Raw genomic sequence first — 25,696 nt, 5'->3', positions numbered from 1 at the left:
CCGAAAAATCGGACATTTTTATTTTTTAGTGAACATCTGTTCCGTCGATCCCATGAGAATGGCCATGTGATAACTCTTCTTCCGTAGCTGGACGTGTATTTAAAATTTCCACTTGAAAATCTAATACTTTTCCAGCCATAGGGTGGTTAAGATCTGCAATTACAACATCTGGAGTAACTTCTACTACCAATGCCTGAAAATTATTCCCTTGATTATCGGACAAAGGTAAAATAGCTCCTACAGGAGGTACACCGGATTCTTTAAACATGTCAATCGGTAATTGTGCAATGGCATCCGGTTGTCTTTCACCATAAGCTTCTTCAGGAAGAATAGTAAAGGATACTTTATCACCAGCTTTCAAACCAAGGATATTTTGTTCAAATTTTGGAATCATCATTCCTACACCATGTAAAAATGTAAGTGGGTTTTCTGCTGTTGTTTCTTCTACAAGAATTTTACTTCCGTCTTCTTCGATAGTGTGAAGTATATAACTTACAGCTACAACATGATTGTTTTCGATTGTCATATTTTTATCTTTTTTTCGTGAGTCCTTTCACGATTAACAGCACAAATATACTACTTTTGATTTACAGAAAAAGTACTGAGAAAATCTTCAATCCATATTGAGTTTTTCTAGTTTTTATTCCTTGTCTGATCCTTTTTTTTCTGCCTCAATACAAAGAGATACAGACTTTCAACTTTAGCCCTTGCCCAGTCCGTTTTTCTTAAAAACTTCAGAGAAGAGCTGATACTCGGATTATCCGTAAAACATTTGATGTTAATTTGTTCTCCAAGCTTCTCAAATCCGTTATAATATTCCACAAGTTCTTCCAGAATTGTATCCAGTCTTTTTCCGTGTAGCGGGTCTTTGGATTGTTCCATCTTTTTTTTTTACAAAAGTACTAATAATACTGTGAGATTTTGAAAGAGGATTCCTGACCTACCTTTTGAATCATTAATTCGGGGACATAATTTACAATAGAAATAATTTTGTAATCAGCCCCCCTCTACTAAAAAAGCAAGATCAACCTGTTCAAATTATAGAATTCCTCTCTAAATTTCTCTTTCCCTTTTTTGTTTCTTACATTTGAGATATGAAAATTCTGCATACTGCCGACTGGCATTTAGGAAAACGTCTGGATCGGTTTTCACGTCTGGAAGAACAAGTTCAGGTAATGGATGAGATTGTTCAGATAGCTGATGCCCAAAAAGTAGATCTCATAATTGTTGCCGGAGATCTTTTTGACAATTTTAACCCAAGTGTTGAAGCAGTCGAGTTGTTTTACAAAACTTTAAAACGTTTATCATTAAATGGAAAGCGCCCGGTCGTCGCGATCTCTGGAAATCATGATTCTCCGAATTTAATTGATGCACCGGATCCACTTGCAAGAGAATGTGGAATTATTTTAATAGGTCATCCAAAGGCTAAAGTAACTCCCTTTGAATTAGAAAATTTTAAAATTTCAAATTCAGCTGAAGGATTGATTGAATTACACCTAAAAGACATAAGCTTTCCTGTTCGGATCATGCATACTCCCTATGCCAATGAGATCCGGTTAAAAGAATATTTTGGTGAAAATAAAGAGGAAGAACTTAATAAGATTTTAGCGGAAAGCTGGAAAAAGCTCGCAGAAGAATTTTGCGATGAGAATGGTGTTAATATTTTATGCGCTCATTTATACATGAATAAAAGAGGTGCAGAACTTCTGGAAGAGCCCGAAGGTGAGAAACCCATTAAAATTGGTACCGCGGACCTCATCTATTCAGATATTATTCCTGACCAGATTCAATATACAGCCTTAGGACATCTACACAGTTTTCAAAATATCGGAACAAAAGAAAAACCAGTTGTTTATTCGTCTTCACCTTTATGCTATAGTTTTAGTGAAGCAGGGCAAACAAAATATATAAATATCATCGAAGCAGAACCGGGTAAAGAGGTTTCTTATGAAAGAATCGCTTTAAAAACCGGCAAGCCATTGGTAAGAAAGGTTTTTGATTCTGTCGAAAAGACGGTTTCATGGTTGCTTGAAAATTCCGATATGCTGATCGAATTAACCCTGGAAAGCGATACTTTTTTAAAGGCGGAGGACAGAAAACGTATTTACCAATCTCATCAAGGGATCATCCACTTAATCCCTAAAGTAAAAAATCAGGATTTTAGTGAAAGCCAACCGCACGAAATTAATCTCAATCAGGATATACAAACTTTATTCAAAGATTATTTCAGGTCTAAAAATGCTGGCCAGGAAGCTAATGAAGAACTAATGAACCTGTTTAACGAAATCTTAAATTCCCAGTCATGATTCCAATTCAACTAACAATAGAAGGACTCTATTCCTATCAGGAGCGTCAGACCATTAATTTTGCCAACCTTACGGAAGCCGGGTTGTTTGGAATTTTTGGTTCGGTGGGTTCCGGAAAATCATCGATACTGGAAGCTATTTCTTTTGCTCTGTATGGAGAAACAGAACGATTGAATATGCGGGATAAGCGAGCTTACAATATGATGAATCTCAAATCCAACAGTTCTTATATAGCATTCGATTTCGTCAACCATGAAAATAAGTTATTTCGTGCAACCAGGGATTTTAAAAGAAATTCAAAAAAATTTGAAGATGTAAAACCCTCTTCAGTTACTTTTTATGAAAACAAAGGTGGAAAATGGATCCCGCTCGATCATTCTGATGCAGAAAAAGTTATCGGATTAAGCTATTCCAATTTTAAAAGAACCATCATTATCCCTCAGGGTCAGTTTAAAGAGTTCCTTGAATTAGGTGCTGCTGACAGAACCAATATGATGAAAGAGATTTTCAATCTTCAAAGGTTTGACCTGCAAAACAATGTTTCGAATTTAAATGCCAAAAACAGGTCCGAACTAGATCAGCTTCAGGGTGAATTGAAAGGATTTGAGGAAATTGATGAGGAACACATACGTTTACAAAAAGAAAATCTTAAAACAGAACAACAAAAATTCAGTGACGTAAAAAAAAGAGCACCTGCAAGTTTCTGAAAAATATCAACAGCTAAAAATTTTAAAAACAGACTTCGAAAACTTACGTCAAAAAAAAAGAAGATTTTGAAAAGATTTCAACTGAGAAAGCAAAAATTGATGAGCTGGAAAAGAAAACAGATCTTTATGATACAACCTTTCGTATTTTCGACCCTTTATTGAATGAAAAGAAGAAGCTTTCCGGTGAAATTTCTGAGAGACAAAAGGAGTTGGAAATCCGGACAAAGTCTGTTGAAGAAACGGAAAAAAGCTTTAACCTTATCAAAGAAAAGCTTGTTGCTCTTCAAGCTCAATTTGATGCTTTAGATCAATCAAAAATCCAGGAAAATGATCTTGGCCTGATCTTACAGATGCTACAATTTTCCGAAGAAATTAAGACACTTCGGGAAAGAACACAAAAGGGTGCTGAAAAAGTTTTCGAAGTTGAGGAGAAACAAAAGCTTGGACAGTCAGCAATAAATACCCTTACTAAAGAAGCTGAGAGGCTGAAGCCTCAAAAGATCGAGGCTAATGTATTAGTCAGCGTCGGAAATTGGTTTGTCCAGAACAGAAACCTGAGAGAGCTGCAACAGAAACAAAGCCAAAAACTGATGGATCAACAGGATTTGATCTCTAAGATCCTTAATGATCTGAAAGTTTACAAAATTGATACTGAAAATTTCAGAGAAGATTTCAAACTCAAAACAGAAAATTTAGAAAATAAAAGGAAAAATCTGCAGCAAAAACTGGATCACCTGAAGATTCAGAAAGAATTATCCCGTTTTGCAACAAAGCTCCATGATGGGGAGAACTGCCCTCTTTGCGGATCTCTGGAACATCCTCATATTATCGAATTTCATTATGTAGATACTGAGCTTAATGAAGTTCAGGAAGAAATTCAATTAAATGATCATGCTATTTCCAAAATCCAAAAAGAAATAGCAGAAATTGAAAAGATTCTGGATAGAAAAAAGATCTTTGAAGATCAGCTGAAGGCGGAACAGGAATCTTTCGATCTGCTTCAAAAGGAAAGTCAACTCCATGTTCAAAGATTCATATGGAACGAATTTAGTGCTGATGGTGAAACTGATTTCGAATTTAAACGGCAACAATCCTTTGCCATAGAAAAGCAAATTGAAGAAATTAACCAGAAGATCTTACACGAAAGGACAACCTTTGAAAAAGAGCAGGAAATCCTTGAAAAATATAAAAAAGCTTTAGATGAATTCAAACTAGAAGAGGCGAAGAAGGAGGAGCAGATCAGAACGAACCAATCCAATCTGAAGAGCCTGGACTGGAATGACTATCGGGATAAATCTCATTCAGAAGTTATGAAGCTTCATCAAAAATTAATTGAATCCAATCTGACAGTTGAAAAAGAATATCAAGCCTTAATCAACCGGGAAAAAGAAATCGTCCCCAAACTCGCAGAAGAAAAAGCGATTGCGAGCCAATTAAACATCCGAATTTCTGAATTAACAAAAGAAACATCCTTAAATGAAGAGGCATTACAAGTTGCTTTACAGCAACAAGACTTTGGTTTGCTTACCGACGTCCAAAATATTTTGATGATCGAAATTGATGTTCATAAAACAAGGACTCAAATCCAACAATTCCGTATTCAGTTTGAAACATTAAAAAACGGTATACAGGAGCTGGAGATCAAGCTGAAGGATTTTTCTTATGATCAGGAGATGTTTGAAGCTGCCGAGAAACAATTGAAAGACATTGAACTGCAATTAAAGGAAGCTAATGATTCTGTTGTAAAAGTAACTTCCGAAATTGAAAGACTGGAAAAAGAATATAAGAAAAAGGAGGCATTACTTAAAAACCTGAGTGAACTCCAAAAGCGGTCCGATAATCTAAAAATAATGACCAATCTGTTTAAAGGAGCCGGATTTGTTCAATATGTTTCCTCCATCTATCTTAGACAGCTTTGTGATCATGCCAATGTAAGGTTCCACAGAATGACCAGAAATCAACTAAGCTTGCAGCTTAATGACAACAATGATTTTGAAATTATTGATTATTTAAACGAGGGTAAATCGAGAAGTGTAAAAACTTTATCCGGCGGACAGGCTTTTCAGGTATCTCTGAGCCTGGCACTGGCATTGGCGGAAAGTGTACAGGCTACTACAAAAGCTGATAAAAATTTCTTTTTTATAGATGAAGGTTTTGGAACCCAGGATCTGGAATCTGTAAATATTGTTTTTGAAACACTGATGGGACTGCAAAAGGAAAACAGGATTGTTGGAATTATATCGCATGTTGAAGAGCTTAAAGAAAAAATTCCGGTATCACTTAGTATTGTTAAAGACGAGGAACGTGGAAGTTTGATAGAAATGCTTTAAAATATAGGTTTATTGAGTCCTTTTGCAGTACATTTGACTTTTGAAATATTATGGAGAAACTTCCCGTGACTTTTTATCCCAGCAAGCTTAAGCAAAGTATACTTTTGATCATTAGTTTACTGTTTGTAATTATGGGCTTTTATATTGTTACCACCAATCTTTGGATTGGGCTTGCTAATATTATCTTTTTCGGGCTTTGTGTAATTGTGAATGTCATCATGCTTATTCCTAATTCTTCTTATTTAAGGGTTGACCGAAAGGGTTTTGAGATGAGATCATTATTCAGGTCGACTTTCATCCCCTGGCATGTTATTAATGGCTTTTCCACTAAAAGAATTTTCATTAACAATATGGTAATGATTGATTTTGATTCTGAGTACATAGATATTTCCAAACTAAAATCGAGGACAGGAGCTTTTCCGGATACTTACGGAATGTCTGCCGGAAAGCTGGCAGAAATTATGAATGACTATAAAACAAATTCCGTGAATTCCTAGACTAAAAAATAAAAACTCCATTGAAAATTCAATGGAGTTTCTTTTTATAATAGCTTGACCTTCGGAAGTACTTCCTTACCAAACAATTCTATTGATTTCATCATCACGTTATGCTCCGGATCCCCAACATCCATATGTCCCACAAATCTGGTGATACCAAAAACCTCCTTCATATAAGCAATCTTATCATATACCTCATCCGAGCTTCCAATAAATAAAGCTCCTTCTTTGCTTCTCCCACCATCATATTGTGCTTTGGTATAGGGAGCCCATCCTCTCGATGCCCCTATTCTGTCCATCTGCGATTTATAAGTATGAAAATAGCCATCAATAACCTTTTGGTCATCGCTCACAAAAGTATGAGAGTGAATAGCAATCTGCATCTGGGAAACATCATGTCCTGCTTTTTGATATTCCTGCTTGTAAAATTCCACGAGATTTTTAAATTGTATCGGCATTCCTCCAATAATAGCCACAATCAATGGCATTCCTAATTTTGCTGCGCTTAGAACCGATTGCGGAGTTCCTCCCACGGCTCTCCATATAGGAAGCTTTCCTCCATTCTTTGCCCTTGGATATACAGTCTGATTGTGCATAGGTGCACGAAGCTCTCCGGACCACGTAACATTCTCTTCAGAATTGATTTTTAATAACAATTCCAATTTCTCATCGAAAAGTTGATCATAGTCATTAAGAGAATATCCATAAAGAGGAAAAGATTCTATAAAACTTCCTCTTCCGACAAATATTTCAGCCCTACCGTCAGAGATCAGATCCAATGTTGAAAAATCTTCATACACTTTTACAGGTTCTGATGAACTTAAAACAGTAACACCACTAGCCAATTTAATATTTTTTGTAATACTTGCCGCTGCTGCCAGAACCATTTCCGGAGATGATACTGCATAATCCGGGCGGTGATGCTCTCCCATGGCGAAAACATCAATTCCTACCTCATCCATTAGTTTTACCTGCTCAAGAATTTCTCTGATCTTTACTCCTGCATCTTTATATTTTCCTGTTGTCTGGTCAAAAGCTAAGTCGCCAAACATTCCAATTCCTAATTCCATATTGTATTTTTTAATTTACATCAAAATTACAGGAATCAAAAATCAAAAACATTGATCAATGGTAAGATCGAAAAGCAGAGAAAAAAATTAAACTGATTTTTTAAGTTTCAGAAACTGCTTTTCAAAAAGATCTTTAATTCTTCAAACCGAATTTTCTTATATTTTAATTTCTTAAGCTTTAGAATTTATATAATCAAAAAACCACTTATTACAAATAAAAGTCTACTGTAATAAGTGGTTTTTAGTATGTTAATTTGATTATTTTTTCAGGTTCTGATCAAAATAATCGGTAATCTTTTGCATCAAATGTACCCTGTCTTTTCCTATTACATTATGAGGATGACCAGGATATACAAAGTAATCAAGCTGAACCCCGTTATCTACCGCAGATTTAATAAATTTAATAGAATGCTGCCAAACTACTACATCATCTTGTGCTCCATGGATCATAAGAAGTTTACCTTTCAGATTCTGGACTTTGTCCAAGAGGTTTGCTTTTGCATATCCATCCGGATTTTCCTGCGGAGTATCCATATATCTTTCACCATACATAATTTCATACATCTTCCAATCGATAACAGGTCCACCTGCAACTCCTACTTTGAATACGTCAGGCTGACGAAGCATAAAGCTTGTAGTCATAAATCCACCAAAGCTCCATCCATGTATCCCCATTCTTTCCGTATCTACATAAGGTAGCGACTTCAGATAATTAACTCCTTTCATCTGATCATTCATTTCAGTAGTTCCCAGATTTCTGAACACGGCCTGCTCAAATTTTAATCCCCGGTTTGAAGATCCCCTTCCATCCATAGTAAAAATAATATATCCGTTTTGTGCCATATATTCATACCAAAGATTTCCTGAAGCCGGGAAAGAATTGGTAATCAGCTGTAGGTGAGGACCATTATATAAATAAACAATCACCGGATATTTTTTATTAGGATCAAAGTTCGTCGGAAGAATAATCTTTCCGTATAAAGGAGTTCCGTCATCCGCTTTCAAATTCACATTTTTGATTTCAGGGCGCTGATAGTTCTTTAATGTATTTTCAGAGGTGAAAACATTATTGTATTTTAAAGTTGCTGTATTAATGATATTACCGACTCTGGGTGTATTGGCATTGGTATAGACATCAAATAAATAGTTTCCATCACTGCTCAGGACTCCTGTATGCATTCCTTCCGCATCATCCAGTCTCTGCATTTTAAAGTTTGTCCAGTTGATCTTATACAAATGTCTTTCAAGAGGGGTCTCTTTTGTTGAAACAAAAAATATTTCCTTTTTCTTTTCATTAAAGCCCAATATATCCGTAACCAACCAATCTCCTTTTGTAATCTGGGCGATCAACCCTTTTTCCAAGTTGAAATGAAATAAATGATTGTATCCTGTTCGTTGACTTTGCCAGATAAAATCAGTGTTGGATTTAGGAAAAAACACAAGCGGATGCTGAGGTTCCACATATTTATCATTTGTTTCTTCAAATAATGTTTTTACAAGATTTCCGCTTTCGGCATCATACTGATTCATTTTCATATGATTCTGTCCCCGGTTCAGCACAGCCACAAAAATATATTTAGAATCCGGGCTCCAGGTAACCGCTGTTAAGTACTGATCTTTTTCTCCGTCAATTTTTAAAAAAGTTGTAGACTGATTTTTGATATTATAAACACCAAGACTTACCTGATGAGAGGTATTCCCAGCCATAGGATATTTTATATTATGATTCACCGCAGGAGTTACAGACCAATCGATAACGGGATAATCTGCAACCATGGTCTGATCCATTCTGTAAAAAGCTACAGATTCTGAATTAGGGGCTGGAAAAATTCCTGTATCAATACCAAATTCATTTCTGTGAACGGCCTGACCGTTAATGATATTTTCATCAGCATCATTGGTTACGGCAACAGATTTTCCGTTTCTGTTAATATAAAGATTATTCTTTACGGTGTAAGCCATGGTCTGATTATCCCCAAAAACCTTTACATTGGCAGCATTTTCATTTAGTGCCGAAGTCTTTTTTACCTTCCAGTCGTTTCCGGATTTTTCCACCCAGAACATTTGGTCATTGGCATTAAAATATGCATTGGTATTATTGATAAACTTAATCTGTGGAACCGCATTCAGCTTATTTGAAGAGAATTGTTTGTTTAGCTGATTCAATGAAATAAGGGTATCCTGCTTATTGTTTTTTAAATCCGTAATTAAATACCCACCTTTTACGGCCTGAATATATGATTTGCCATCTTCAGACCATGAAAATTGAGAAATATTTTTAACTGCCAGATTTGTTCTTAGCCCATTTACAGCCTCCGCCATTGTAAATTTTTGGGTCTGAGCATATAAAGAACCGCCCAAAACCACCATCAGTAAAGTAAACTTATGTAATTTCATTATATAAAATTGAATCCATCAAAAATAAGAAATAAAAGTCAGCCGTTAAGAAAATGTTAAATTAAAAACATTCATAAAATGATATAATCATATTAAGTGAATAATTTCTTACCTTAATATGGAAATTAATGAAGGAGTAATACGATTATGAATAAGAATAGAAAAAAAGTTCTGTAAGTTCAATTCACAAGCACGATATCGGATTTGTTTTTTGTGAAAAATATCTTGATCGCATTTTTAATACTAAATGGTAATCAAAAGGGATAACAATAGCCCCGATAGTAATGATTACCCCGCAGCAAGGGTATGGAACAGAATTGGAGCGAGGAGTAAAAATGGATAGCGGGAAACAGCTCCAAAAGAAACTTCATTTCTTATCCTATATCAATGGTTTCTACTTAAGCCTTCATGTACATTTGCAATATAAATAACAAATAAAAAATACAACACAATGGCAACAAAATGGAATTTAGACCCGGCACACAGTGAAATTACTTTCAAAGTAAAACACATGATGATTTCCAGTATTAAAGGAAGCTTCACTAATTTCAATGCAGAAATCGAAGCTGATGATGATACGTTTTCTAATGCTAAAACCAGTGCAACGATTCAAACCAATTCTGTTTCAACACACAATGTAGACAGAGATAACCATTTAAAGTCTGAAGAATTTTTCAATGCTGAGCAAAACCCTACCATTACGTTTGAGTCTCAGGCATTGAATGGAGATATAACCGGAAATCTTACGATCAATGGAATCACAAAGCCTGTAACTTTGGACGTAGATTTTGGGGGTATCAATAAAGACCCATGGGGTAATACAAAAGCTGGTTTTTCTTTTGAAGGAAAAATCAACAGAAAAGACTTCGGATTAAACTGGAATGCAGCGCTTGAAGCAGGAGGTGTAATGGTAAGCGATGAGGTAAAAGTAGCTGGTGAACTACAGTTTGTAAAGCAAGCATAATTGTATCATAATACTTATAATCAGGTTCAGGGATTTCTAAAAACCTTGAACCTTTTTCTTTTTTAAAAACCCTATTATGAACCTCAACGATTTACAAAACATCAGTGACCATTTCAATAACACAGAGAGAATGCCCGTATTATTTCTGGGTCATGGTTCACCCATGAATGCAATTGAAGAAAATCAGTTTGTTCAGGGGTTCAGAAAATCAGCTAGTGAAATTCCAACTCCCAATGCTATTCTATGTATTTCTGCTCACTGGTATACTCAAGGTACATATGTAACGGCTATGGATATGCCAAGAACCATTCATGATTTTGGAGGTTTTCCGAAAGCACTGTTTGATGTGGAATATCCAGCTCCCGGAAGCCCTGAATTGGCAAAAGAAACTATTGAACTTTTAGCTCCTTCGGTGGTCGTAGAAGATCACAATTGGGGATTAGATCACGGTGCATGGTCTGTAATTAAGCATATGTACCCTGATGCAAACATCCCGGTTATTCAATTGAGTATCGACTACACTCAACCTCCGCAATATCATTTTGATCTCGCAAAACGGTTGAATAAACTACGGGAAAAAGGCATCCTGATTATCGGAAGCGGAAATATAGTTCACAATCTGAGATTGATCGACTGGCAGAACATCAATACGGTGGGTGCGGGCTGGGACTGGGCGATTGAAGCCAGGGAAAAAACCAACAACTGGCTCCTAGATGGTAATTTTCAAAACATAATTGACTATCAGAAACAAGGTACTTTTTTACAATATGCTGTCCCAACACCAGATCATTATTTACCTCTGATCTATACTTTAGGATTAAAAGATTCTTCTGAAGAACTTCGCCTATTCAATGACGAGCTGATAGGTGGGTCACTAAGTATGACAAGTGTAAGAGTGGGATAAATTATAGTATTTTTAACTTTAAATCAGTCTGGTTTTAAGTCTATACTTTCAAAAATAAAAAAAGGAAATATCCGAAGATATTTCCTTTTTTTATTATCCTGTATGAGTTATTGAACCGCGTTGAGAACATTGATATTCCCATAACCATAACTGGAATCCGGATTTGGATAGTAAGTAGCAGACTGCCTCATTTTTGTAAGTACCTGCTCTCTCGTCCATGATGGATTTTTCGACCAGACTAAAGCTGCAATACCGGCAGTTGCCGCAGTTGCAACAGAAGATCCTCCTACATAGTCAGACTGTCCGTTATAATAGCTCAATACCGGAACATTACTTCCTGAAGATCTTTCCATCTGAAATGTAAAATCAATTTGACTTCCGGAGTGGCAAACATCACATTTTTTATTGGAAGTATTTTCCTTTACTCCTGTTATTGCTTGGGTCTCCGGCATCCAGGCAGGGAATATCACCCCCACAAAATTGGTAAAGCTTGTTGACGTCCCCCCTGCACAGAAAATAAGTTTTCCCTTAGAGTAGGCATATTTTACACCATCCTCAATTTTTCCCACAGAAAATATATGTCCCATCGACATTGAGATAATCTTTACGTTATTGTTATTGCCCAGCTCAGTAAAAGCAGTTTTAACAGCAGTTTGTTCACTTGAGGTTTCCAACACAACATTTTCTGCTGCCCTGTATGCGATAAGATTGGCATTATAAGCTACCCCTACAGGTAATCCGGCATTATTTCTTGGCGCAGTCATTACAGAAGCCATTTTTGTTCCGTGACCACACTGATCTGCTGAACCATCTGAGTTATAAACTCCGAATTTACTGATGGTTCTTCCTGAAGATGCTCCGTTATTAAAACTATTTCCCAACAAGGTTTGCTCAGGGGAAACTCCGGTATCAATCAAACCAATAGTTATACCTGCGCCGGTACTGTAATTCCAGGCATTCGGAATACTGTGTTTTGTAAAAGCCCATGGAATTTTTGCACTTGGGGTTGTGCTTGTATAATCAGCTGTGTTGAGTGTTGTTGAAGAAAAGCCACATCCTGAAGAACCGCTCCCTGAAGATTTTGCATTTGTATTATATGCTGCTTCATATTCAAAATAATGATAATCTGCAGGCTCCAGATATCTGATAGTTTTCATCTTTCTGAGTTCAGTAAGTGTTTCCTGCTTCTCAATTACAACATCCATCTGATTAAGATACTGATCAGAAAGAAGAAGAAATCCTCTTTCATCTTTTCCTTCATGCTTTTTGATGACAGATAAGAGCTCTTTCTCTATTTCACTGCTGTTAGGAGATTTACTTCTATCGAAATCATCTTTGGAAGAACCAAATCCAATGGACACCATCCTGTTTCCACGGAAGACGGCGCTCCAGAGGAAGTGATCTGAAGTCTGGCTCCAATTGAAGGAACCTTTACTTTTAATGGATTGATTGATTTCCGCGTTAATTTGTTTTGCTGTCAGAGGATCTTTCTGATAAGCTTCAAGACCGGAAGTTTCATTTTGGATACTTTCTCTGTTACATGATACGATAAAGAAAAATAAGACTAAAAGGTAAAATACATTTTTTCTCATATGTTATACTTTTGATTGGTATCACCAATATAACACTTTATCGTGAATTGTAATTCCCTGAATATTAATTTACTATTTCCCGAATATTAATTTTCTCAAATCATCCTGTAATAAAGTAAAACCAGGATTTACATACCCTTGTTTTCTATATCTCTTTTTCATAACAGACACTATTTTCAATCCCAATGTATTGTCCGTAATTTGGTATTCTTTTATAACCCATTTTTTCATATAAAGCAATCGCTTCGGGCTGCATAATTCCGGTTTCTAAAACACATCTGCTAAAACCGGACTCTTTAGCCCAGCTTTCTAATTCAGTTAATGCTTTTCCGGCTAGTCCCTTTCCTCTTTGCATCGGGCTCGTATACATTCTTTTGATTTCAACCGTATCTTCAGAAAAGATCTTAAAGGCACCACAAGAAACTGCAATATTGTCTACATACACTACAATACAGTTTTTAAGGAGATCAATTCCATTGAATTGATGGTAGAAAGCATGATCCTTACCGTCGCGGATAGCAAGATCTTCATCCAGGAATTTCACAAGATTCTGGAAATCGATATTAGAGGAATCTACTCTTTTTATAATCATTGTTTTTTCAGCAAATATAAGAGATAACGAATTGAAAAAATAAAAAAGGCTTCCATTCAGAAAGCCTTTTTTAATATCCTGAAGATGCCAGAATAGATTTTAGATATCCTTATTCAGCATCTATTTTCTTCATGAGTTCAGCGGATGTTTCTTCTCCCATTTTTCTTCCGGCTTCCATACTTTCCTTTAGAATCAATGGCATAACCTCCAATACTTTTTTTCCTAGTGGCGTATTGTAGAATTTCATCAGCTCATCAATTTCCGTTTCGGTGTAATACTTATTGTAAATCGGCACATAAATTTCTGCAAACTTTTCGGGACTCATTTCCTTTGAAAACTCTTCCCAAAATTTTCGGGGTACCCCCGGATATGCCTGTTGATATTTTCCTATATTTTCACTTACTGCTTGGGAAGCCAGTTTATCACCTCCCGTAAGAGCAATGAGTTCTTTAATTTTCGCCTCTTTTATTTGAGCAAAGGTATTTACTCCTAAAAACAAAATACTTACGGCAATTATTCTCTTCATCCTCACTACTAATTCACAATGAATTTTCTATCATTGATTAATTCTGCAATAGCCAGCATATCTTTACCGATTAATCTGTCATCTTCCAGTTTTGCTACTTTGGAACGAAGAATACTGAAATTCTCTTCAATAATTTTTGAGCATTTAGCCGGTCTTCTGAATTCTAGCCCCTGAGCCGCAAACATCAATTCAACAGATAAGATATTGACCAGATTACCAAGAACCTGATTGAATTTTCTCCCGGAAATACTTCCCATAGAAACATGGTCTTCCTGTCCTAAGCTTGTTGGAATAGAATCTGCTGATGCAGGAAAGCAAAGTGTTTTATTTTCTGTAACCAAAGCAGCAGAAGTGTATTGAGGAATCATAAATCCTGAATTCAGTCCTGAGCTTTCTGTCAATAATCTTGGAAGGCCATATTTCCCTTCCAGGAGTAAATAACTTCTTCTGTCAGAAATATTTCCTAATTCAGCTGCAGCTAAAGTTGCATAATCCAATGGTAAAGCCATAAGTTGACCATGGAAGTTTCCTCCTGAAATGGATTCCTCAGCGCTCAATACAATCGGATTATCCGTTACAGAATTCAATTCGGTTTCTGCCATCATTTTCAGGTGTTCAAAAGCATTTCTGCTTGCCCCGTGTACCTGAGGAACACATCGCATAGAATAAGGATCCTGTACTCTTTCACAATCCTCATGTGCTTTCATATTTTCAGAGTTCTTAAGGAATTTCAGCATTCTTGCTGCTACTTTTTTACTTCCTTCAAAAGGTCTGATCTCGTGAAGTTCTTTTTTAAAAGGGCTTTCAGAGCCTCTGTAAGCTTCAAGACTCATGGCAGCAGTCATATCTGCAAGATCCAATAAGTATTCAAACTTCTCCAATCCTTTGATTGCGTGAGCCAGGATAAATTGGGTACCGTTAATAAGCCCCAACCCTTCTTTAGGTCCTAAAGCTAAAGGATCCAGATTATGTTTTTCTAAAATTTCAGAAGTTTCATAGATGGCATCACCTTCCCAAACTTGTCCAAGACCCAACAATGGTAAAACAAGATGAGCTAAAGGAGCAAGATCTCCGGATGCTCCCACCGAACCTTGCTCAGGGACAACAGGAATAATATCTTTTTCCAACATCAGGATCAATCTTTCAATCACCTCTAAAGAAACACCGGAAAATCCTTTTGATAATGCATGAACTTTTGCAATCATCATAATCTTTGAAAATTCTTTATCAATAGGTTTTCCAACTCCAACAGCGTGGGAAATGATTAAATTATATTGTAACTGAGCTGTTTCATCAGCTGAAATTTTCGTATCACAAAGAGGACCGAATCCCGTATTAATCCCATAAACACATCGATCAGATTCAACAATTTTTTGAACATTTTTCTGGGATTTTAAAATTTGTTCTTTTGCTGCTTTATTAAGTTTTGCTTTATTGGGTTTTTTACAGATTTCCAATACATCATGGAAAGTGAAAATATCTACACCGTATATCATTTCTAAAAAATTTCTTTAAAATTACACATTTAGCGACTATTGTAAAAGCTAAATTTCACAGCGTTAATTTTTTCGGCAGAAAGTAATTTAATTTGCTATTTTTACGTCCGTTAAAAAATAACCAATGAAATCTAAAACTCTACTATTTGCATTATGCCTTATGGGCACAGCTTCCTTTGCACAGGACAAAGTGAAATACTCCAAAGAACAAATTAAAAAGATGGAAACTTACCTTTTCAACGAAGGTTTTAATACACCATCTCCCAGAAAAACGTCTACTATTATTTTAAAAGATGGAAGCTCTCATAAAGGTTTTTGCAGTAAAATAGAAACCAAAAAAGGACAGATCTATGAAGTTTCTATTAAAGACAGTATTTCAAAAAAGAATGAAGTCTTCAATGCTGAGCAGATCAGCGAAATGTATGTCTATCCTAGCAACGTCGAAAAAATAGCAAAAGTTGCTAAATACATGGGAAATATCCGGAATTTCGGAACTAAAAAATTAACTAAAAACACAACCGGCGAACGAATTCACTTTGTCAATCAAACAGTATCACTGAAAAATAAAAAAGAGGATAAAGAATTTCTGATGCAATTGATCAATCCTGATTTTAGTGAAATCATCTCCGTGTACTATGATCCCAGAGCCAAAGAAACGGGAGGTTTTTCAATTGGAGGTTCTCCTCAGCTCGGAGGCGGTGTAATCAAATCCTATTATATTAAAAAGGGAGATAAAGTACTTTGGCTGCATAAGGATGACTTTGAAGACAATTATGATTTTCTTTTTGGTGACAATGCAGAATTCATGAAAAAATATCCTAAGAAATCTGCTGAATGGGATTATTTCAGCTTTTTGGTCAATGAGTATACTGAAATGAGCAACGGATAAAATATCTTACATAATACTTCAAAAGCTGTAGAAAATTCTACAGCTTTTTTGTTCTTTTAAATCCCGGATGGATTCCGTAATTTTGTTATATGAATCCTTCTTTAGAATTACAACTCAAAACTTTACCTTCTGAGCCTGGCGTTTATCGTTATTACGATAAAAATGAACAGTTATTGTATGTAGGCAAGGCTAAAAACCTAAAGAAAAGGGTTCTTTCCTATTTCAATAAAAATTTATCGGGGTACAGGATAAAAATAATGGTCGGAAAAATCCAGCGATTGGAAACCACTATTGTGAATAGCGAGTATGATGCGCTTCTATTAGAAAACAACCTGATCAAGGAGCATAAACCTTTTTACAATGTAATGCTCAAGGATGATAAAACATATCCTTGGATTTGCATTAAAAATGAAGCCTTTCCCAGGATTTTCCTTACGAGGAACATCATTAAGGATGGTTCGGAATATTACGGTCCTTATGCTAAAGTTCGCCCTGCAAAAATACTACTGGACACTATAAAACATATTTATAAGCTCAGGACTTGTAATCTGAATCTTGCTCCCAGTAAAATTGAAGATGGCAAATATAAGGTCTGCCTCGAATATCACATCAAGAACTGTGAAGGTCCTTGTGAAGGGTTGGAAAGCAAAGAAGAATATGATGAAAAGATTGACTCCATCCGTGGTATTATAAAAGGAGATTTCCGAAAAGCTAAAGATTACCTTATTAACCAGATGATGAAGCATGCTGCTAATCTGCAGTTTGAAGATGCACAGATCATCAAGGAAAGGCTGGATATTTTGGAAGATTATCAGGCAAAAAATACCGTTGTCAATCCCAATATTGACGATGTGGATGTTTTCGGAATGACCAGCGACGAAACGGCTGCCTATGTCAATTTCTTTAAGATCAGAAATGGAAATATAATCCAGAGTTTTACAACAGAAATCAAAAAGATCCTTGAAGAAACAGATGAGGATATTTTGGAAGAAGCTCTTATTGAAATTCGTCAGAAGTTTGGTTCCGACTCTAAAGAAGTTTTGCTTCCCTTTCATTTATCCGTTGAAATCCCTAATGTAAAACTTATTGTTCCTAAAGTTGGTGATAAAAAAAGGATCGTTGAACTTTCCGAGAAAAATGCTAAAGAATACCGTTTGGAAAAACTAAAACAGGTTCAGATTGTAGATCCTGAAAGACATTCCAACCGTATAATGGCTGAGATGCAAAAGCTACTGCGAATGCCTGTAGAGCCAAGACATATAGAGGGTTTTGATAATTCGAATATCCAAGGTACCAATCCTGTTTCAGCGTGTGTTGTTTTTAAAGATGGTAAACCCAGTAAGGCAGATTACCGCATCTTTCATCCGAAGACCGTAGAGGGTCCAAATGATTTTGCCACTATGGAAGAAGTGATCTATCGTCGTTACAAAAGAATGGTAGACGAAGGAGAGAGTCTTCCCCAACTTATTCTGATTGACGGTGGAAAAGGCCAGCTATCATCAGCTGTAAAAAGTTTAAAGCTGTTAGGTCTTTACGGAAAGATTACTATTATCGGAATCGCTAAAAGACTGGAAGAAATCTTCTTTCCCGAAGATCCTATCCCATTATATCTGGATAAAAAATCCGAAACTCTTAAAATCCTCCAAAGGGTTCGTGATGAAGCTCACCGTTTTGGTGTAAAGCATCATAGGACCAGAAGGAAAAACTCTACCATCAAATCTGAATTGGAAGAAATTCCCGGTGTAGGAGAAAAAACAATTGAACTATTACTATCCAGATTAAAATCAGTAAAAAGGATCAAAGAATCCAACCTGGAAATATTAGAGGAAATATTGGGTAAAAGTAAAGCCAAGGTTATTTGGGAGTATTTTAACGACTAACAAATTTTAAAAATAAAAGCGCTCTTTTGTAATGTAACAAAAGAGCGCTTTTATTTTTGATCAGAAGGTATTTATACACCTCCCATTACGTACATATTTTCCATAGTTGGCACATCACTTCCACCCGCTTTTTCAAGGGTGATAGCAAATGCCTGCGCTTTCGGTATGTTAGAAAGAGCAATTTTACTATCTTTTTCTTCCGTATACATTCCTGCACTTATGGGTTTACCGTCTGCAATAGCCCATAATTGATATTGCATTCCTTCCGGAGCTTTAGGCAAAGCCTCTGCGTTCAGATAGACCTCTTTGGTCTTTTTGTCCCAAAATACCATTGCCTTGGAATCTGCATGTTTTTCCACTCCTTTTAGCATAACCATTTGCATATCAGGGCTGGATATCATCGTCCATTTTTCATTCATCTTTTGCAGAGCCGCATCTTTAGATTGTTTTTCAGTTTCCAATTTTGCGATCTCTTTTTTGTTTTCAGACTGATTATTCATCCAAAACAAATTTCCGGTAAGGCTTACTAAAAATAAGACCGAAGCTGCGATTGCATAAGTTTTCCAGATGTTATTTTTTGTATTTGCAATTTCTTTCGATCCATTTGTTAAATCTCTGACAGGCTGCGTTGGCTGCGCTACAGGTATGATTTTTTCAAAAGTTTGTTCTTTTTGAATCTTTTCCCAAACCTTAGATTTTAACTCATTAGGTGGGGCAACAGCCTGAGCAGTTGCCAGATCCTCTAGTACTTTTTGTGCTTCATCAAAAGCAGCTTTTACTTCAGCATTATTTTTCATCACACACTCCAAAATGCCTGCCTCCTCGGGAGAAGCAAGTCCTAGAATATAAGATTCTATAATTCCGGATGATATGTATTCCTTAGTGTTCAATTTATTGATAATCTTTTAACAAATCCTTTAATTTTATTAATGCATTCCGCATCTTCGTTTTTACCGTACCCAGGGGTATTTTCAATTTATCAGATATTTCATTCTGTGTGTATCCCTGATAATAAGCCAGATCAATAAGTTCCTGTTTATCAGTTTCCAAACTTTCAAGCACATTATTAAAGCCAATAAAATCAGAGGTATTGTTTGTGGTAGAAAGTTCAGCACTGTTATATACGAAATCCGGAATTGGTTGGTTTTTTAATTCGTTTTGAAAACTTTTAGATTTTAGATAATCGATCGCTGTATTTCTTGCAATATTGATCATCCACGTATAGAATCTTCCTTTACTGTTGTCATACTGTTGGATAGAATTCCAGATTTTAACAAAAACATCCTGAATAATTTCTTCAGTATATTCTTTTGATTGTACGATTCGAAGTACTACACCATATAGTGCACCGGAATAATGGTCATACAAATAATGAAAACCAGCTTCGTTTTTATCCTTCAATAAAACGATAAGTTCTTCCTCCGAATAGTTTGTTTTAATAGCGAATATTTTTCGATTCAAATGTAATAAAATAAAACATATAATAACAAAAATCTAAAAGTTCTTTTACATCGTATATGAAATTAACAAATTACAAGAATATGAAAGGTATATTAAAATCAATTCCTACAGATCCATATTTTTTCATTAGTTCTGTTTGTTTGGATTTTTATTTACGACTAAAAAAATAAAAATCTTTAAATCTAAAACAAGATGAATGTCGTAAATGATCATAACAAGAAATCAAATACTATTTAATTAAAAAAAATCAAAGAAATGAACACAAGATCAAAAATCGCAGTATTCGGAATGGTTGTATTATCATTCGCATTTAGCGGAACGGTAACTGCACAAACGATGAAAGAAAAAACAGTAATGGTAGGTGGAGCCGCTATGTATCCATCCAAAAATATCATTGAAAACGCAGTTAATTCCAAGGATCACAAAACACTGGTAGCAGCAGTAAAAGCTGCCGGATTAGTGGAAACCCTACAAGGAGCTGGTCCATTTACTGTACTGGCGCCTACAGATGCGGCATTTGCTAAACTTCCAAAAGGAACAGTTGAAAACCTGGTTAAGCCGGAGAATAAAGAAATGCTTACTAAAATTCTGACATATCATGTACTTGCCGGAAAGTTTAATGCTAAGGAAATTTGGGCCGCTGTAAAAGCAGGAAATGGGAAAAGTATGATGAAAACGGTGGAAGGAGAAGATGTTACTTTCTGGACAAAAGGCAAAGACCTTTATGTAAAAGATGCGAAAGGGAACAGTGCAAAAATTACCATAGCAGATGTTAATCAGTCTAATGGCGTTATACATGTAATAGATACGGTTCTGATGCCTTAATTCTTAGTTTTTTTTTATGGTTTAATAAATAACCCCTTACCTATTGTTATTTTGGTAAGGGGTTACTTATTGTATTTAGTTTCCTAAAAACCTCTGAAGTTTTTACATTTTCTTATTTACCTGCATAAACATCTTTAGAATAACTACCATTTCCGGTAGGAATTTCTATTACAATGTTTCCATTTTCATAATAACCGATAGTATTATCTCCATTTGCAAGCTTCACTCTGAACACCTCTTTTTTTGTTGTTTCCTTAAAAGTCGCATAAGGAACAGAGCTATCCGATTTCACAAGTATAAACTGACTATTATCAATCTGAATTTTCTGTAGGGTTACTGCTCCGTTACTATATTTGTTTACAGAAGTTCCTGTTGATGAAGCTGTATTAGTGTTATCCTGAATTGAAGCAACCTGCACCTGCTCGTTGGTCTTCGTTTCAGCCGGAGCAGCTATTATCGTTGGATAAGAAACAGGAATAGAAACAAAAGTTTGTTTTAATGCATCCTGAAATCCCTCTTTATAATCTTTAATATTTGATGCTCCTTTACCGGTCAGTAATACTTTATCATGACAGTCTTTAAACTGAACGATCACTTTATTTCTTAAGAATCCGCTATCATCAATGACATCGGCATTTACAATATTACAAGGATTTTCTTTAGCTTCAGCAGGCCATTGCTCCCGGCTTCCCTGAAGAACAACATATTTTTTACCTTTTAAAGCTTTCGCCAAAGTAATATCCAGATCGAAACTTTCTTTAAAAGTGCTGAATTTTTCAGGTATAGAAATATACTTATAATCAGATACTTTTTGTCCGAAAGCAAGTATCGAACAAACTGTCAATATAGCAAATAATCCCTTTTTCATATTTTATTTTTTAATCATTTCTAAATGTTCCCATATCTAATTTAAGTGAAAAGAAGTTGGAATAAAAATTCGATCCTCCGATTCCTGAATTAGTAATAGCATAGTCAAGAGTAAGTCCTCGGTATCTGATTCCCAAACCTGCACTCGGCTGAAAAGAAACCTTTCTTTTCAGATCTTCAATATCCGTGATAGACTGAAAACGATTCACTCCCAAACGTACAAAAATCATTTTCTGATATCCCAATTCCGCTCCTGCATATGGTGTTATACTGGCAAAATCTGTGGAAATTAAAGCTGCTGTTTTAGCGAAATCCACATTGATTCCAGCTTCAGGTAAAACATAAACGCTGCTGTTGATTTCAAACATTTTACTTGCTCCTACATTAAGTTTAGGCATAGTAAGCTCCATTTTATCTTTTGGAGCAGGGTTAAACTCTTCTCCGTTCACAACTGTTGATAACTCCTTCTGATTGATGCTCCAAAAGTTAACGGTGGTAGTAGCATCACGAAGCATTCCCCCAAATTTCCATCCATTATCAGCTTTATAAATTGCTCCGACATCAAAACCAAATCCATATCCGCTCGCAAATTTCCCTACATTCCTGTAAACAATCTTGGCATTAACACCCACATCCAATTTTGTGTTACCGCCAGGATGAAATGCATAGGACAGAATAGCAGCATAATCTGACTGCGAAAACTTGGTGATTTTGTCATAGTCAATATTTCCCTCAGAATCGATCATTTGAGTCGTATTCAGGATATTATCTACCCCTAATCTCACTACTGAGACTCCGAAAACTCCCTCTTCCATCACTTTAGCATAGGCAAGATAATCATATTTTGCTATAGATTCAAAGTATTCGGCGTGCATCGCAGCTCCTTGCCAGTCTCTTTCGATAGACATAAGACCTGCAGGATTCCACATGGGAGAATAAACGTCATCCTGATTGGAAATAACTGCTCCACCCATCGCCAGGCCTCTTGCTCCTGCCCCTATATTTAAAAATTCATTGGAATATTTTCTAATGATCTGAGATTGAAAAAATCCAAATGCTAAAGAAAATAGGAATAGTAGATATTTTTTCATCATATAAATTTGATGCTTAATTAGTTTTTTTTTGTTTTCTGGCTTTTATCAGCCCATTAGCTATAATTGCTAATATCATCACCAATGATGCTATATAAAATATAGGGCTCATATGCTCCGATTCGCCAAAGATAAAAAAAGCTAGTATAATTCCGTAAACTGGCTCTAAATTAACTGTTAAAATAAGTGTAAAAGGAGAAATATACTTCATCAGATTCACTGATTCCAACATTGGAAAAGCGGTAAAAACACTTGCTAACAAGCATATTAACGCCAAATCCCTGTAGTTTATTTCGTTCATTTGAAAAATTTGCCCTGAAAATAAATAAAATATCAATAAAACTGACCATCCACAGAATATTTCATAAAAAATAATATTCCCTGAACTTGTTTTCCCAAACATCTTACCATTGAAAACGGAAAATATCGTCCCAAAAATAGCACACAAGACACCAAAAAGTATCCCTTCTTTATATTGAAACTCTGTTTTAAAAATCAGCAGGATGCAAGCCACGATAACAATTCCCATGATAACTTCCGAAATATCTATTTTTCTTTTAAAAATAATAGGCTCTAATATTGACGCAAAAAGAGTAGATAATGATAAACAGCTTAATGCAATAGAAACATTCGAAACTTTAATGGAATAAAAAAAAACAAAACCAATGAGCCGCCATTGCAGTACCAATCGCCGCCAATTGGAAAAATATTTTCTTTGAGACTTTTATACTCTCTTTTTTATAAATTCTTATGTAAGCATACAGGAATATCGCGGCAAATAGCATTCTGTAGAAAACCAGAATCTGAGCATTGGCATGAATCAGTTTCCCCAAGATTGCAGTGAATCCCCATAAAAAAATTATTAAATGCAATCTGAAAAGTGCTAATTTATGCATAACCTACCTTTAAATTTTTAAAATGCAAATTTACAAATAGCATTTCCAATTCCTTTCATAAAAAATAGATTTGAATAAGAAAAACAGATATTATTATAATAAACTCCCATTTTCATTTACTAAACTTTCATGAAGAGCCATATTTAATGATGAGGAGATCAAAAAATTCTTAATATATCTAACCGCAAAATACAGATACAAAAAACCCCGAAAATTTGGACAACTTTCGGGGCTTTCAAATAATAAACTATTAAAAAAATAAACTAGGAACAGAGTAATTAAAGAGCAATAATACTCCTCAATACTCTTACGTAAAGTTAGAAAAAATATCAATTAATTAAAAATAATTTCTTGTTAAATATTTCACAATTTTCTGTAAACCAAACTATTAAACACGTGTTTTAATAAAATTTATATTCTCTTTAAAAATAGTATCTTTAGGCGTAAAAAATTATAATTTTATGGATATCGAATTCAACAAACGAGAAGATCAAAACAGATTAAAATTATCCGAAATAAATCGTTTACTTGCCGAAATAAAAAAAAGGAGGTGGAGAGAAAAAACTTCAAAAGTTACGTGAAGAAGGAAAAATGACTGCAAGAGAAAGAATTGATTATCTTCTCGATAAAGATTCAGATTCCATAGAAGTGGGAGCATTTGCAGGTTATGAGATGTATGAGGAACATGGAGGCTGCCCCGGAGGAGGTGTAGTAGTTGTCATTGGTTATGTTTCGGGTAGACAATGCCTTGTTGTAGCGAATGACGCTTCTGTAAAAGCAGGTGCCTGGTTTCCAATTACCGGAAAGAAAAATCTCAGAGCGCAGGAAATTGCTATGGAGAATAAACTTCCCATTATTTACCTTGTAGATTCAGCAGGTGTTTATTTGCCTATGCAAGATGAGATATTTCCTGATAAAGAACATTTTGGAAGAATTTTCAGAAACAATGCCAAAATGAGTTCTATGGGAATTATACAGATTTCTGCTGTTATGGGTAGCTGTGTGGCCGGAGGTGCTTATCTACCCATTATGAGTGATGAGGCAATGATCGTTGATAAAACAGGCTCTATCTTCCTCGCAGGAAGCTACCTTGTAAAGGCTGCCATTGGTGAAAGTATCGATAATGAAACTCTGGGCGGAGCAACTACGCACTGTTCTATTTCAGGAGTTACAGATTATAAAGCAAAAGATGATAAAGATGCTTTAGACAGGATTAAGAATATCATGAAATCTATTGGAAGTACTGAAAAAGCAGGTTTTGACAGAATTGAAAGTTTTCCACCGAAAGAGAATCCTGAAAACATTTTTGGGATAATGCCAGCTTCAAGAGCTGAGCAATATGATACATTAGATATTATTAAATGTATGGTAGATAATTCCGAATTTGAAGAATATAAGCCGGATTACGGAAAAACTATTATTTGTGCTACGGCAAGAATAGATGGCTGGTCCGTAGGAATTGTTGCGAATCAAAGAAAATTAGTAAAGAGTGGTAAAGGAGAAATGCAGTTTGGAGGAGTTATTTATTCCGACTCTGCAGATAAGGCAACGAGATTTATCGCTAATTGTAATCAGAGAAAAATTCCTTTGATCTTTTTACAGGATGTTACAGGATTTATGGTAGGATCCAAATCAGAACATGGAGGGATTATTAAAGACGGGGCAAAAATGGTAAACGCAGTAGCCAACTCTGTAGTTCCTAAATTTACTGTGATTACCGGAAACTCATATGGAGCAGGAAATTATGCAATGTGTGGAAAAGCATATGATCCGCGACTCATTGTTGCATGGCCATGGGCTGATCTTGCCGTAATGGGGGGGAGCTCAGGCTGCAAAAGTTTTAGCTCAAATCCAGGAATCAACATTAAAAAAACAAGGAAAAGAAATCAGTGAAGAAGAGCATAATGAAATTTTAGATAGCATATCCAAAAGATATCAAAAACAAACCGAATCTACCTATGCTGCGGCCAGATTATGGACTGATGCCATCATTAATCCTACAGATACCAGAAAATGGATCTCTATGGGTATTGAAGCTGCTAATCACTCTCCTATAACAGAGAAATTTAATTTGGGAGTAATACAAGTTTAATGATGGTACAATTTTCAATATATATTTATTGCCCTATTTGAAAAAGTAGGGCTTTTTTGTATTTATTAGCCAGCTATCGTTCATAACTGATAATTGATAAATAATGATTGATGGATGATCTTTTATCATTTATCATCCATCACTGATCCTTTATCTTTTATTACTATGGTTTGGTAGGTATAGATATGTATAGTTATAAAACAAAAAAGTCTCATACAAATTCATGTATGAGACTTTTAATAAAAACTGGCGGCGACCTACTCTCCCGCTTGTCGCAGTACCATCGGCGCTGGTGGGCTTAACTTCTGTGTTCG

20 protein-coding genes, 1 rRNA gene and 3 pseudogenes are annotated in these 25,696 nt (G+C 35.5%); 10 read left to right on the top strand and 14 right to left on the bottom strand.

Going from position 1 to position 25,696, the window contains the following annotated elements; genetic code table 11:
• Positions 1 to 25: 25 nt before the first annotated feature.
• Positions 26 to 526: an FKBP-type peptidyl-prolyl cis-trans isomerase gene (locus ACJ5H0_RS17705; RefSeq protein ID WP_172283566.1), complete on the bottom strand. Its 501-nt coding sequence runs from the start codon at positions 524 to 526 to the stop codon at positions 26 to 28.
• 107 nt (positions 527 to 633) lie between these two features.
• A complete protein-coding gene (locus ACJ5H0_RS17700) occupies positions 634 to 882 on the bottom strand; it encodes a VF530 family protein (protein WP_306614578.1) in 249 nt (82 codons plus the stop codon).
• A 212-nt stretch (positions 883 to 1,094) separates the two neighbouring features.
• Between ACJ5H0_RS17700 and ACJ5H0_RS17695 the strand changes: the two genes are divergently transcribed.
• From ACJ5H0_RS17695 to ACJ5H0_RS17680, 4 genes and pseudogenes are all read left to right on the top strand, one after another.
• The gene (locus ACJ5H0_RS17695; protein ID WP_411251033.1) at positions 1,095 to 2,306 is read left to right on the top strand and encodes a metallophosphoesterase family protein; all 1,212 of its coding nucleotides are present in this window, start codon (positions 1,095 to 1,097) and stop codon (positions 2,304 to 2,306) included.
• Positions 2,303 to 3,013 carry an AAA family ATPase gene (locus ACJ5H0_RS17690; protein ID WP_411251032.1) on the top strand — a complete coding sequence of 237 codons (711 nt, stop codon included), beginning with the start codon at positions 2,303 to 2,305 and terminating at the stop codon, positions 3,011 to 3,013. Before ACJ5H0_RS17695 ends, ACJ5H0_RS17690 begins: the two co-directional genes overlap by 4 nt.
• A 1,535-nt stretch (positions 3,014 to 4,548) precedes the next feature.
• Positions 4,549 to 5,343 (top strand): annotated as a pseudogene (locus ACJ5H0_RS23170) (SbcC/MukB-like Walker B domain-containing protein); the annotation flags it as partial.
• 50 nt (positions 5,344 to 5,393) lie between these two features.
• Positions 5,394 to 5,840, top strand: a complete 447-nt coding sequence (locus ACJ5H0_RS17680) for an STM3941 family protein (protein ID WP_172283556.1) — start codon at positions 5,394 to 5,396, stop codon at positions 5,838 to 5,840.
• A 44-nt stretch (positions 5,841 to 5,884) separates the two neighbouring features.
• On the opposite strand, the gene ACJ5H0_RS17675 is transcribed toward ACJ5H0_RS17680, so the two are convergent.
• Entirely contained in the window at positions 5,885 to 6,910 is a 1,026-nt protein-coding gene (locus tag ACJ5H0_RS17675) for an LLM class flavin-dependent oxidoreductase (RefSeq protein WP_411251026.1), read from the bottom strand.
• A gap of 258 nt (positions 6,911 to 7,168) precedes the next feature.
• Positions 7,169 to 9,307 carry a S9 family peptidase gene (locus ACJ5H0_RS17670; protein WP_411251023.1) on the bottom strand — a complete coding sequence of 713 codons (2,139 nt, stop codon included), beginning with the start codon at positions 9,305 to 9,307 and terminating at the stop codon, positions 7,169 to 7,171.
• Positions 9,308 to 9,758: 451 nt separating this feature from the next.
• Here ACJ5H0_RS17670 and ACJ5H0_RS17665 point away from each other — a divergent pair, with 451 nt between their 5' ends.
• Positions 9,759 to 10,271 (top strand): YceI family protein, encoded by a 513-nt coding sequence (locus tag ACJ5H0_RS17665; RefSeq protein WP_172283548.1) that lies wholly within the window; start codon positions 9,759 to 9,761, stop codon positions 10,269 to 10,271.
• 76 nt (positions 10,272 to 10,347) lie between these two features.
• Positions 10,348 to 11,175: a 4,5-DOPA-extradiol-dioxygenase gene (gene ygiD / locus ACJ5H0_RS17660; protein WP_273650667.1), complete on the top strand. Its 828-nt coding sequence runs from the start codon at positions 10,348 to 10,350 to the stop codon at positions 11,173 to 11,175.
• A 107-nt stretch (positions 11,176 to 11,282) separates the two neighbouring features.
• On the opposite strand, the gene ACJ5H0_RS17655 is transcribed toward ygiD, so the two are convergent.
• The 4 genes from ACJ5H0_RS17655 to hutH form a co-directional block, all read right to left on the bottom strand.
• Positions 11,283 to 12,767 carry a S8 family peptidase gene (locus tag ACJ5H0_RS17655; RefSeq protein ID WP_411251019.1) on the bottom strand — a complete coding sequence of 495 codons (1,485 nt, stop codon included), beginning with the start codon at positions 12,765 to 12,767 and terminating at the stop codon, positions 11,283 to 11,285.
• A gap of 145 nt (positions 12,768 to 12,912) precedes the next feature.
• On the bottom strand, positions 12,913 to 13,359 hold the full coding sequence (locus ACJ5H0_RS17650; protein ID WP_411251016.1) for a GNAT family N-acetyltransferase: 447 nt from the start codon (positions 13,357 to 13,359) through the stop codon (positions 12,913 to 12,915).
• A gap of 109 nt (positions 13,360 to 13,468) precedes the next feature.
• A complete protein-coding gene (locus tag ACJ5H0_RS17645; RefSeq protein WP_411251013.1) occupies positions 13,469 to 13,885 on the bottom strand; it encodes a DUF2059 domain-containing protein in 417 nt (138 codons plus the stop codon).
• Between the two features lie 8 nt (positions 13,886 to 13,893).
• On the bottom strand, positions 13,894 to 15,381 hold the full coding sequence (hutH, locus tag ACJ5H0_RS17640) for a histidine ammonia-lyase (protein ID WP_273650665.1): 1,488 nt from the start codon (positions 15,379 to 15,381) through the stop codon (positions 13,894 to 13,896).
• A gap of 124 nt (positions 15,382 to 15,505) precedes the next feature.
• Between hutH and ACJ5H0_RS17635 the strand changes: the two genes are divergently transcribed.
• Complete coding sequence (locus tag ACJ5H0_RS17635) at positions 15,506 to 16,270, top strand: hypothetical protein (protein WP_172283538.1); 765 nt, start codon at positions 15,506 to 15,508, stop codon at positions 16,268 to 16,270.
• A gap of 89 nt (positions 16,271 to 16,359) precedes the next feature.
• Positions 16,360 to 18,150, top strand: a complete 1,791-nt coding sequence (uvrC, locus tag ACJ5H0_RS17630; protein WP_411251010.1) for an excinuclease ABC subunit UvrC — start codon at positions 16,360 to 16,362, stop codon at positions 18,148 to 18,150.
• Between the two features lie 71 nt (positions 18,151 to 18,221).
• Here uvrC and ACJ5H0_RS17625 read toward each other — a convergent pair whose 3' ends face one another.
• Positions 18,222 to 19,040 carry an anti-sigma factor gene (locus ACJ5H0_RS17625; protein WP_411251008.1) on the bottom strand — a complete coding sequence of 273 codons (819 nt, stop codon included), beginning with the start codon at positions 19,038 to 19,040 and terminating at the stop codon, positions 18,222 to 18,224.
• A 1-nt stretch (position 19,041) separates the two neighbouring features.
• Entirely contained in the window at positions 19,042 to 19,611 is a 570-nt protein-coding gene (locus ACJ5H0_RS17620) for an RNA polymerase sigma factor (protein WP_273650661.1), read from the bottom strand.
• A 255-nt stretch (positions 19,612 to 19,866) separates the two neighbouring features.
• Here ACJ5H0_RS17620 and ACJ5H0_RS17615 point away from each other — a divergent pair, with 255 nt between their 5' ends.
• Positions 19,867 to 20,436 carry a fasciclin domain-containing protein gene (locus ACJ5H0_RS17615; RefSeq protein WP_172283532.1) on the top strand — a complete coding sequence of 190 codons (570 nt, stop codon included), beginning with the start codon at positions 19,867 to 19,869 and terminating at the stop codon, positions 20,434 to 20,436.
• Positions 20,437 to 20,548: 112 nt separating this feature from the next.
• Here the strand turns inward: ACJ5H0_RS17615 and ACJ5H0_RS17610 are convergent, their stop codons facing one another.
• The 3 genes and pseudogenes from ACJ5H0_RS17610 to ACJ5H0_RS17600 form a co-directional block, all read right to left on the bottom strand.
• A complete protein-coding gene (locus ACJ5H0_RS17610) occupies positions 20,549 to 21,304 on the bottom strand; it encodes a hypothetical protein (protein WP_411251005.1) in 756 nt (251 codons plus the stop codon).
• Between the two features lie 10 nt (positions 21,305 to 21,314).
• Positions 21,315 to 22,397, bottom strand: a complete 1,083-nt coding sequence (locus ACJ5H0_RS17605) for a putative type IX sorting system protein PorV2 (RefSeq protein WP_172283528.1) — start codon at positions 22,395 to 22,397, stop codon at positions 21,315 to 21,317.
• 13 nt (positions 22,398 to 22,410) lie between these two features.
• Positions 22,411 to 23,290, bottom strand: a pseudogene (locus ACJ5H0_RS17600) (DMT family transporter).
• Positions 23,291 to 23,751: 461 nt separating this feature from the next.
• Here ACJ5H0_RS17600 and ACJ5H0_RS17595 point away from each other — a divergent pair.
• Positions 23,752 to 25,382, top strand: a pseudogene (locus ACJ5H0_RS17595) (acyl-CoA carboxylase subunit beta).
• A 244-nt stretch (positions 25,383 to 25,626) separates the two neighbouring features.
• Here the strand turns inward: ACJ5H0_RS17595 and rrf are convergent.
• A 5S ribosomal RNA gene (rrf, locus tag ACJ5H0_RS23165) occupies positions 25,627 to 25,696 on the bottom strand; the annotation flags it as partial.

It is taken from the genome of Chryseobacterium proteolyticum (assembly GCF_046591535.1).
Taxonomy (GTDB): domain Bacteria; phylum Bacteroidota; class Bacteroidia; order Flavobacteriales; family Weeksellaceae; genus Chryseobacterium; species Chryseobacterium proteolyticum.
This window is presented reverse-complemented; position numbering and strand designations above follow the sequence as displayed.

Bases quoted from the DNA above. Each gene is read 5' to 3' on its own strand.
- ACJ5H0_RS17705 (WP_172283566.1), bottom strand. From the start codon at position 526: ATGACAATCGAAAACAATCATGTTGTAGCTGTAAGTTATATACTTCAC.
- ACJ5H0_RS17700 (WP_306614578.1), bottom strand. From the start codon at position 882: ATGGAACAATCCAAAGACCCGCTACACGGAAAAAGACTGGATACAATT.
- ACJ5H0_RS17695 (WP_411251033.1), top strand. From the start codon at position 1,095: ATGAAAATTCTGCATACTGCCGACTGGCATTTAGGAAAACGTCTGGAT.
- ACJ5H0_RS17690 (WP_411251032.1), top strand. From the start codon at position 2,303: ATGATTCCAATTCAACTAACAATAGAAGGACTCTATTCCTATCAGGAG.
- ACJ5H0_RS17680 (WP_172283556.1), top strand. From the start codon at position 5,394: ATGGAGAAACTTCCCGTGACTTTTTATCCCAGCAAGCTTAAGCAAAGT.
- ACJ5H0_RS17675 (WP_411251026.1), bottom strand. From the start codon at position 6,910: ATGGAATTAGGAATTGGAATGTTTGGCGACTTAGCTTTTGACCAGACA.
- ACJ5H0_RS17670 (WP_411251023.1), bottom strand. From the start codon at position 9,307: ATGAAATTACATAAGTTTACTTTACTGATGGTGGTTTTGGGCGGTTCT.
- ACJ5H0_RS17665 (WP_172283548.1), top strand. From the start codon at position 9,759: ATGGCAACAAAATGGAATTTAGACCCGGCACACAGTGAAATTACTTTC.
- ygiD (WP_273650667.1), top strand. From the start codon at position 10,348: ATGAACCTCAACGATTTACAAAACATCAGTGACCATTTCAATAACACA.
- ACJ5H0_RS17655 (WP_411251019.1), bottom strand. From the start codon at position 12,767: ATGAGAAAAAATGTATTTTACCTTTTAGTCTTATTTTTCTTTATCGTA.
- ACJ5H0_RS17650 (WP_411251016.1), bottom strand. From the start codon at position 13,359: ATGATTATAAAAAGAGTAGATTCCTCTAATATCGATTTCCAGAATCTT.
- ACJ5H0_RS17645 (WP_411251013.1), bottom strand. From the start codon at position 13,885: ATGAAGAGAATAATTGCCGTAAGTATTTTGTTTTTAGGAGTAAATACC.
- hutH (WP_273650665.1), bottom strand. From the start codon at position 15,381: ATGATATACGGTGTAGATATTTTCACTTTCCATGATGTATTGGAAATC.
- ACJ5H0_RS17635 (WP_172283538.1), top strand. From the start codon at position 15,506: ATGAAATCTAAAACTCTACTATTTGCATTATGCCTTATGGGCACAGCT.
- uvrC (WP_411251010.1), top strand. From the start codon at position 16,360: ATGAATCCTTCTTTAGAATTACAACTCAAAACTTTACCTTCTGAGCCT.
- ACJ5H0_RS17615 (WP_172283532.1), top strand. From the start codon at position 19,867: ATGAACACAAGATCAAAAATCGCAGTATTCGGAATGGTTGTATTATCA.
- ACJ5H0_RS17610 (WP_411251005.1), bottom strand. From the start codon at position 21,304: ATGAAAAAGGGATTATTTGCTATATTGACAGTTTGTTCGATACTTGCT.
- ACJ5H0_RS17605 (WP_172283528.1), bottom strand. From the start codon at position 22,397: ATGATGAAAAAATATCTACTATTCCTATTTTCTTTAGCATTTGGATTT.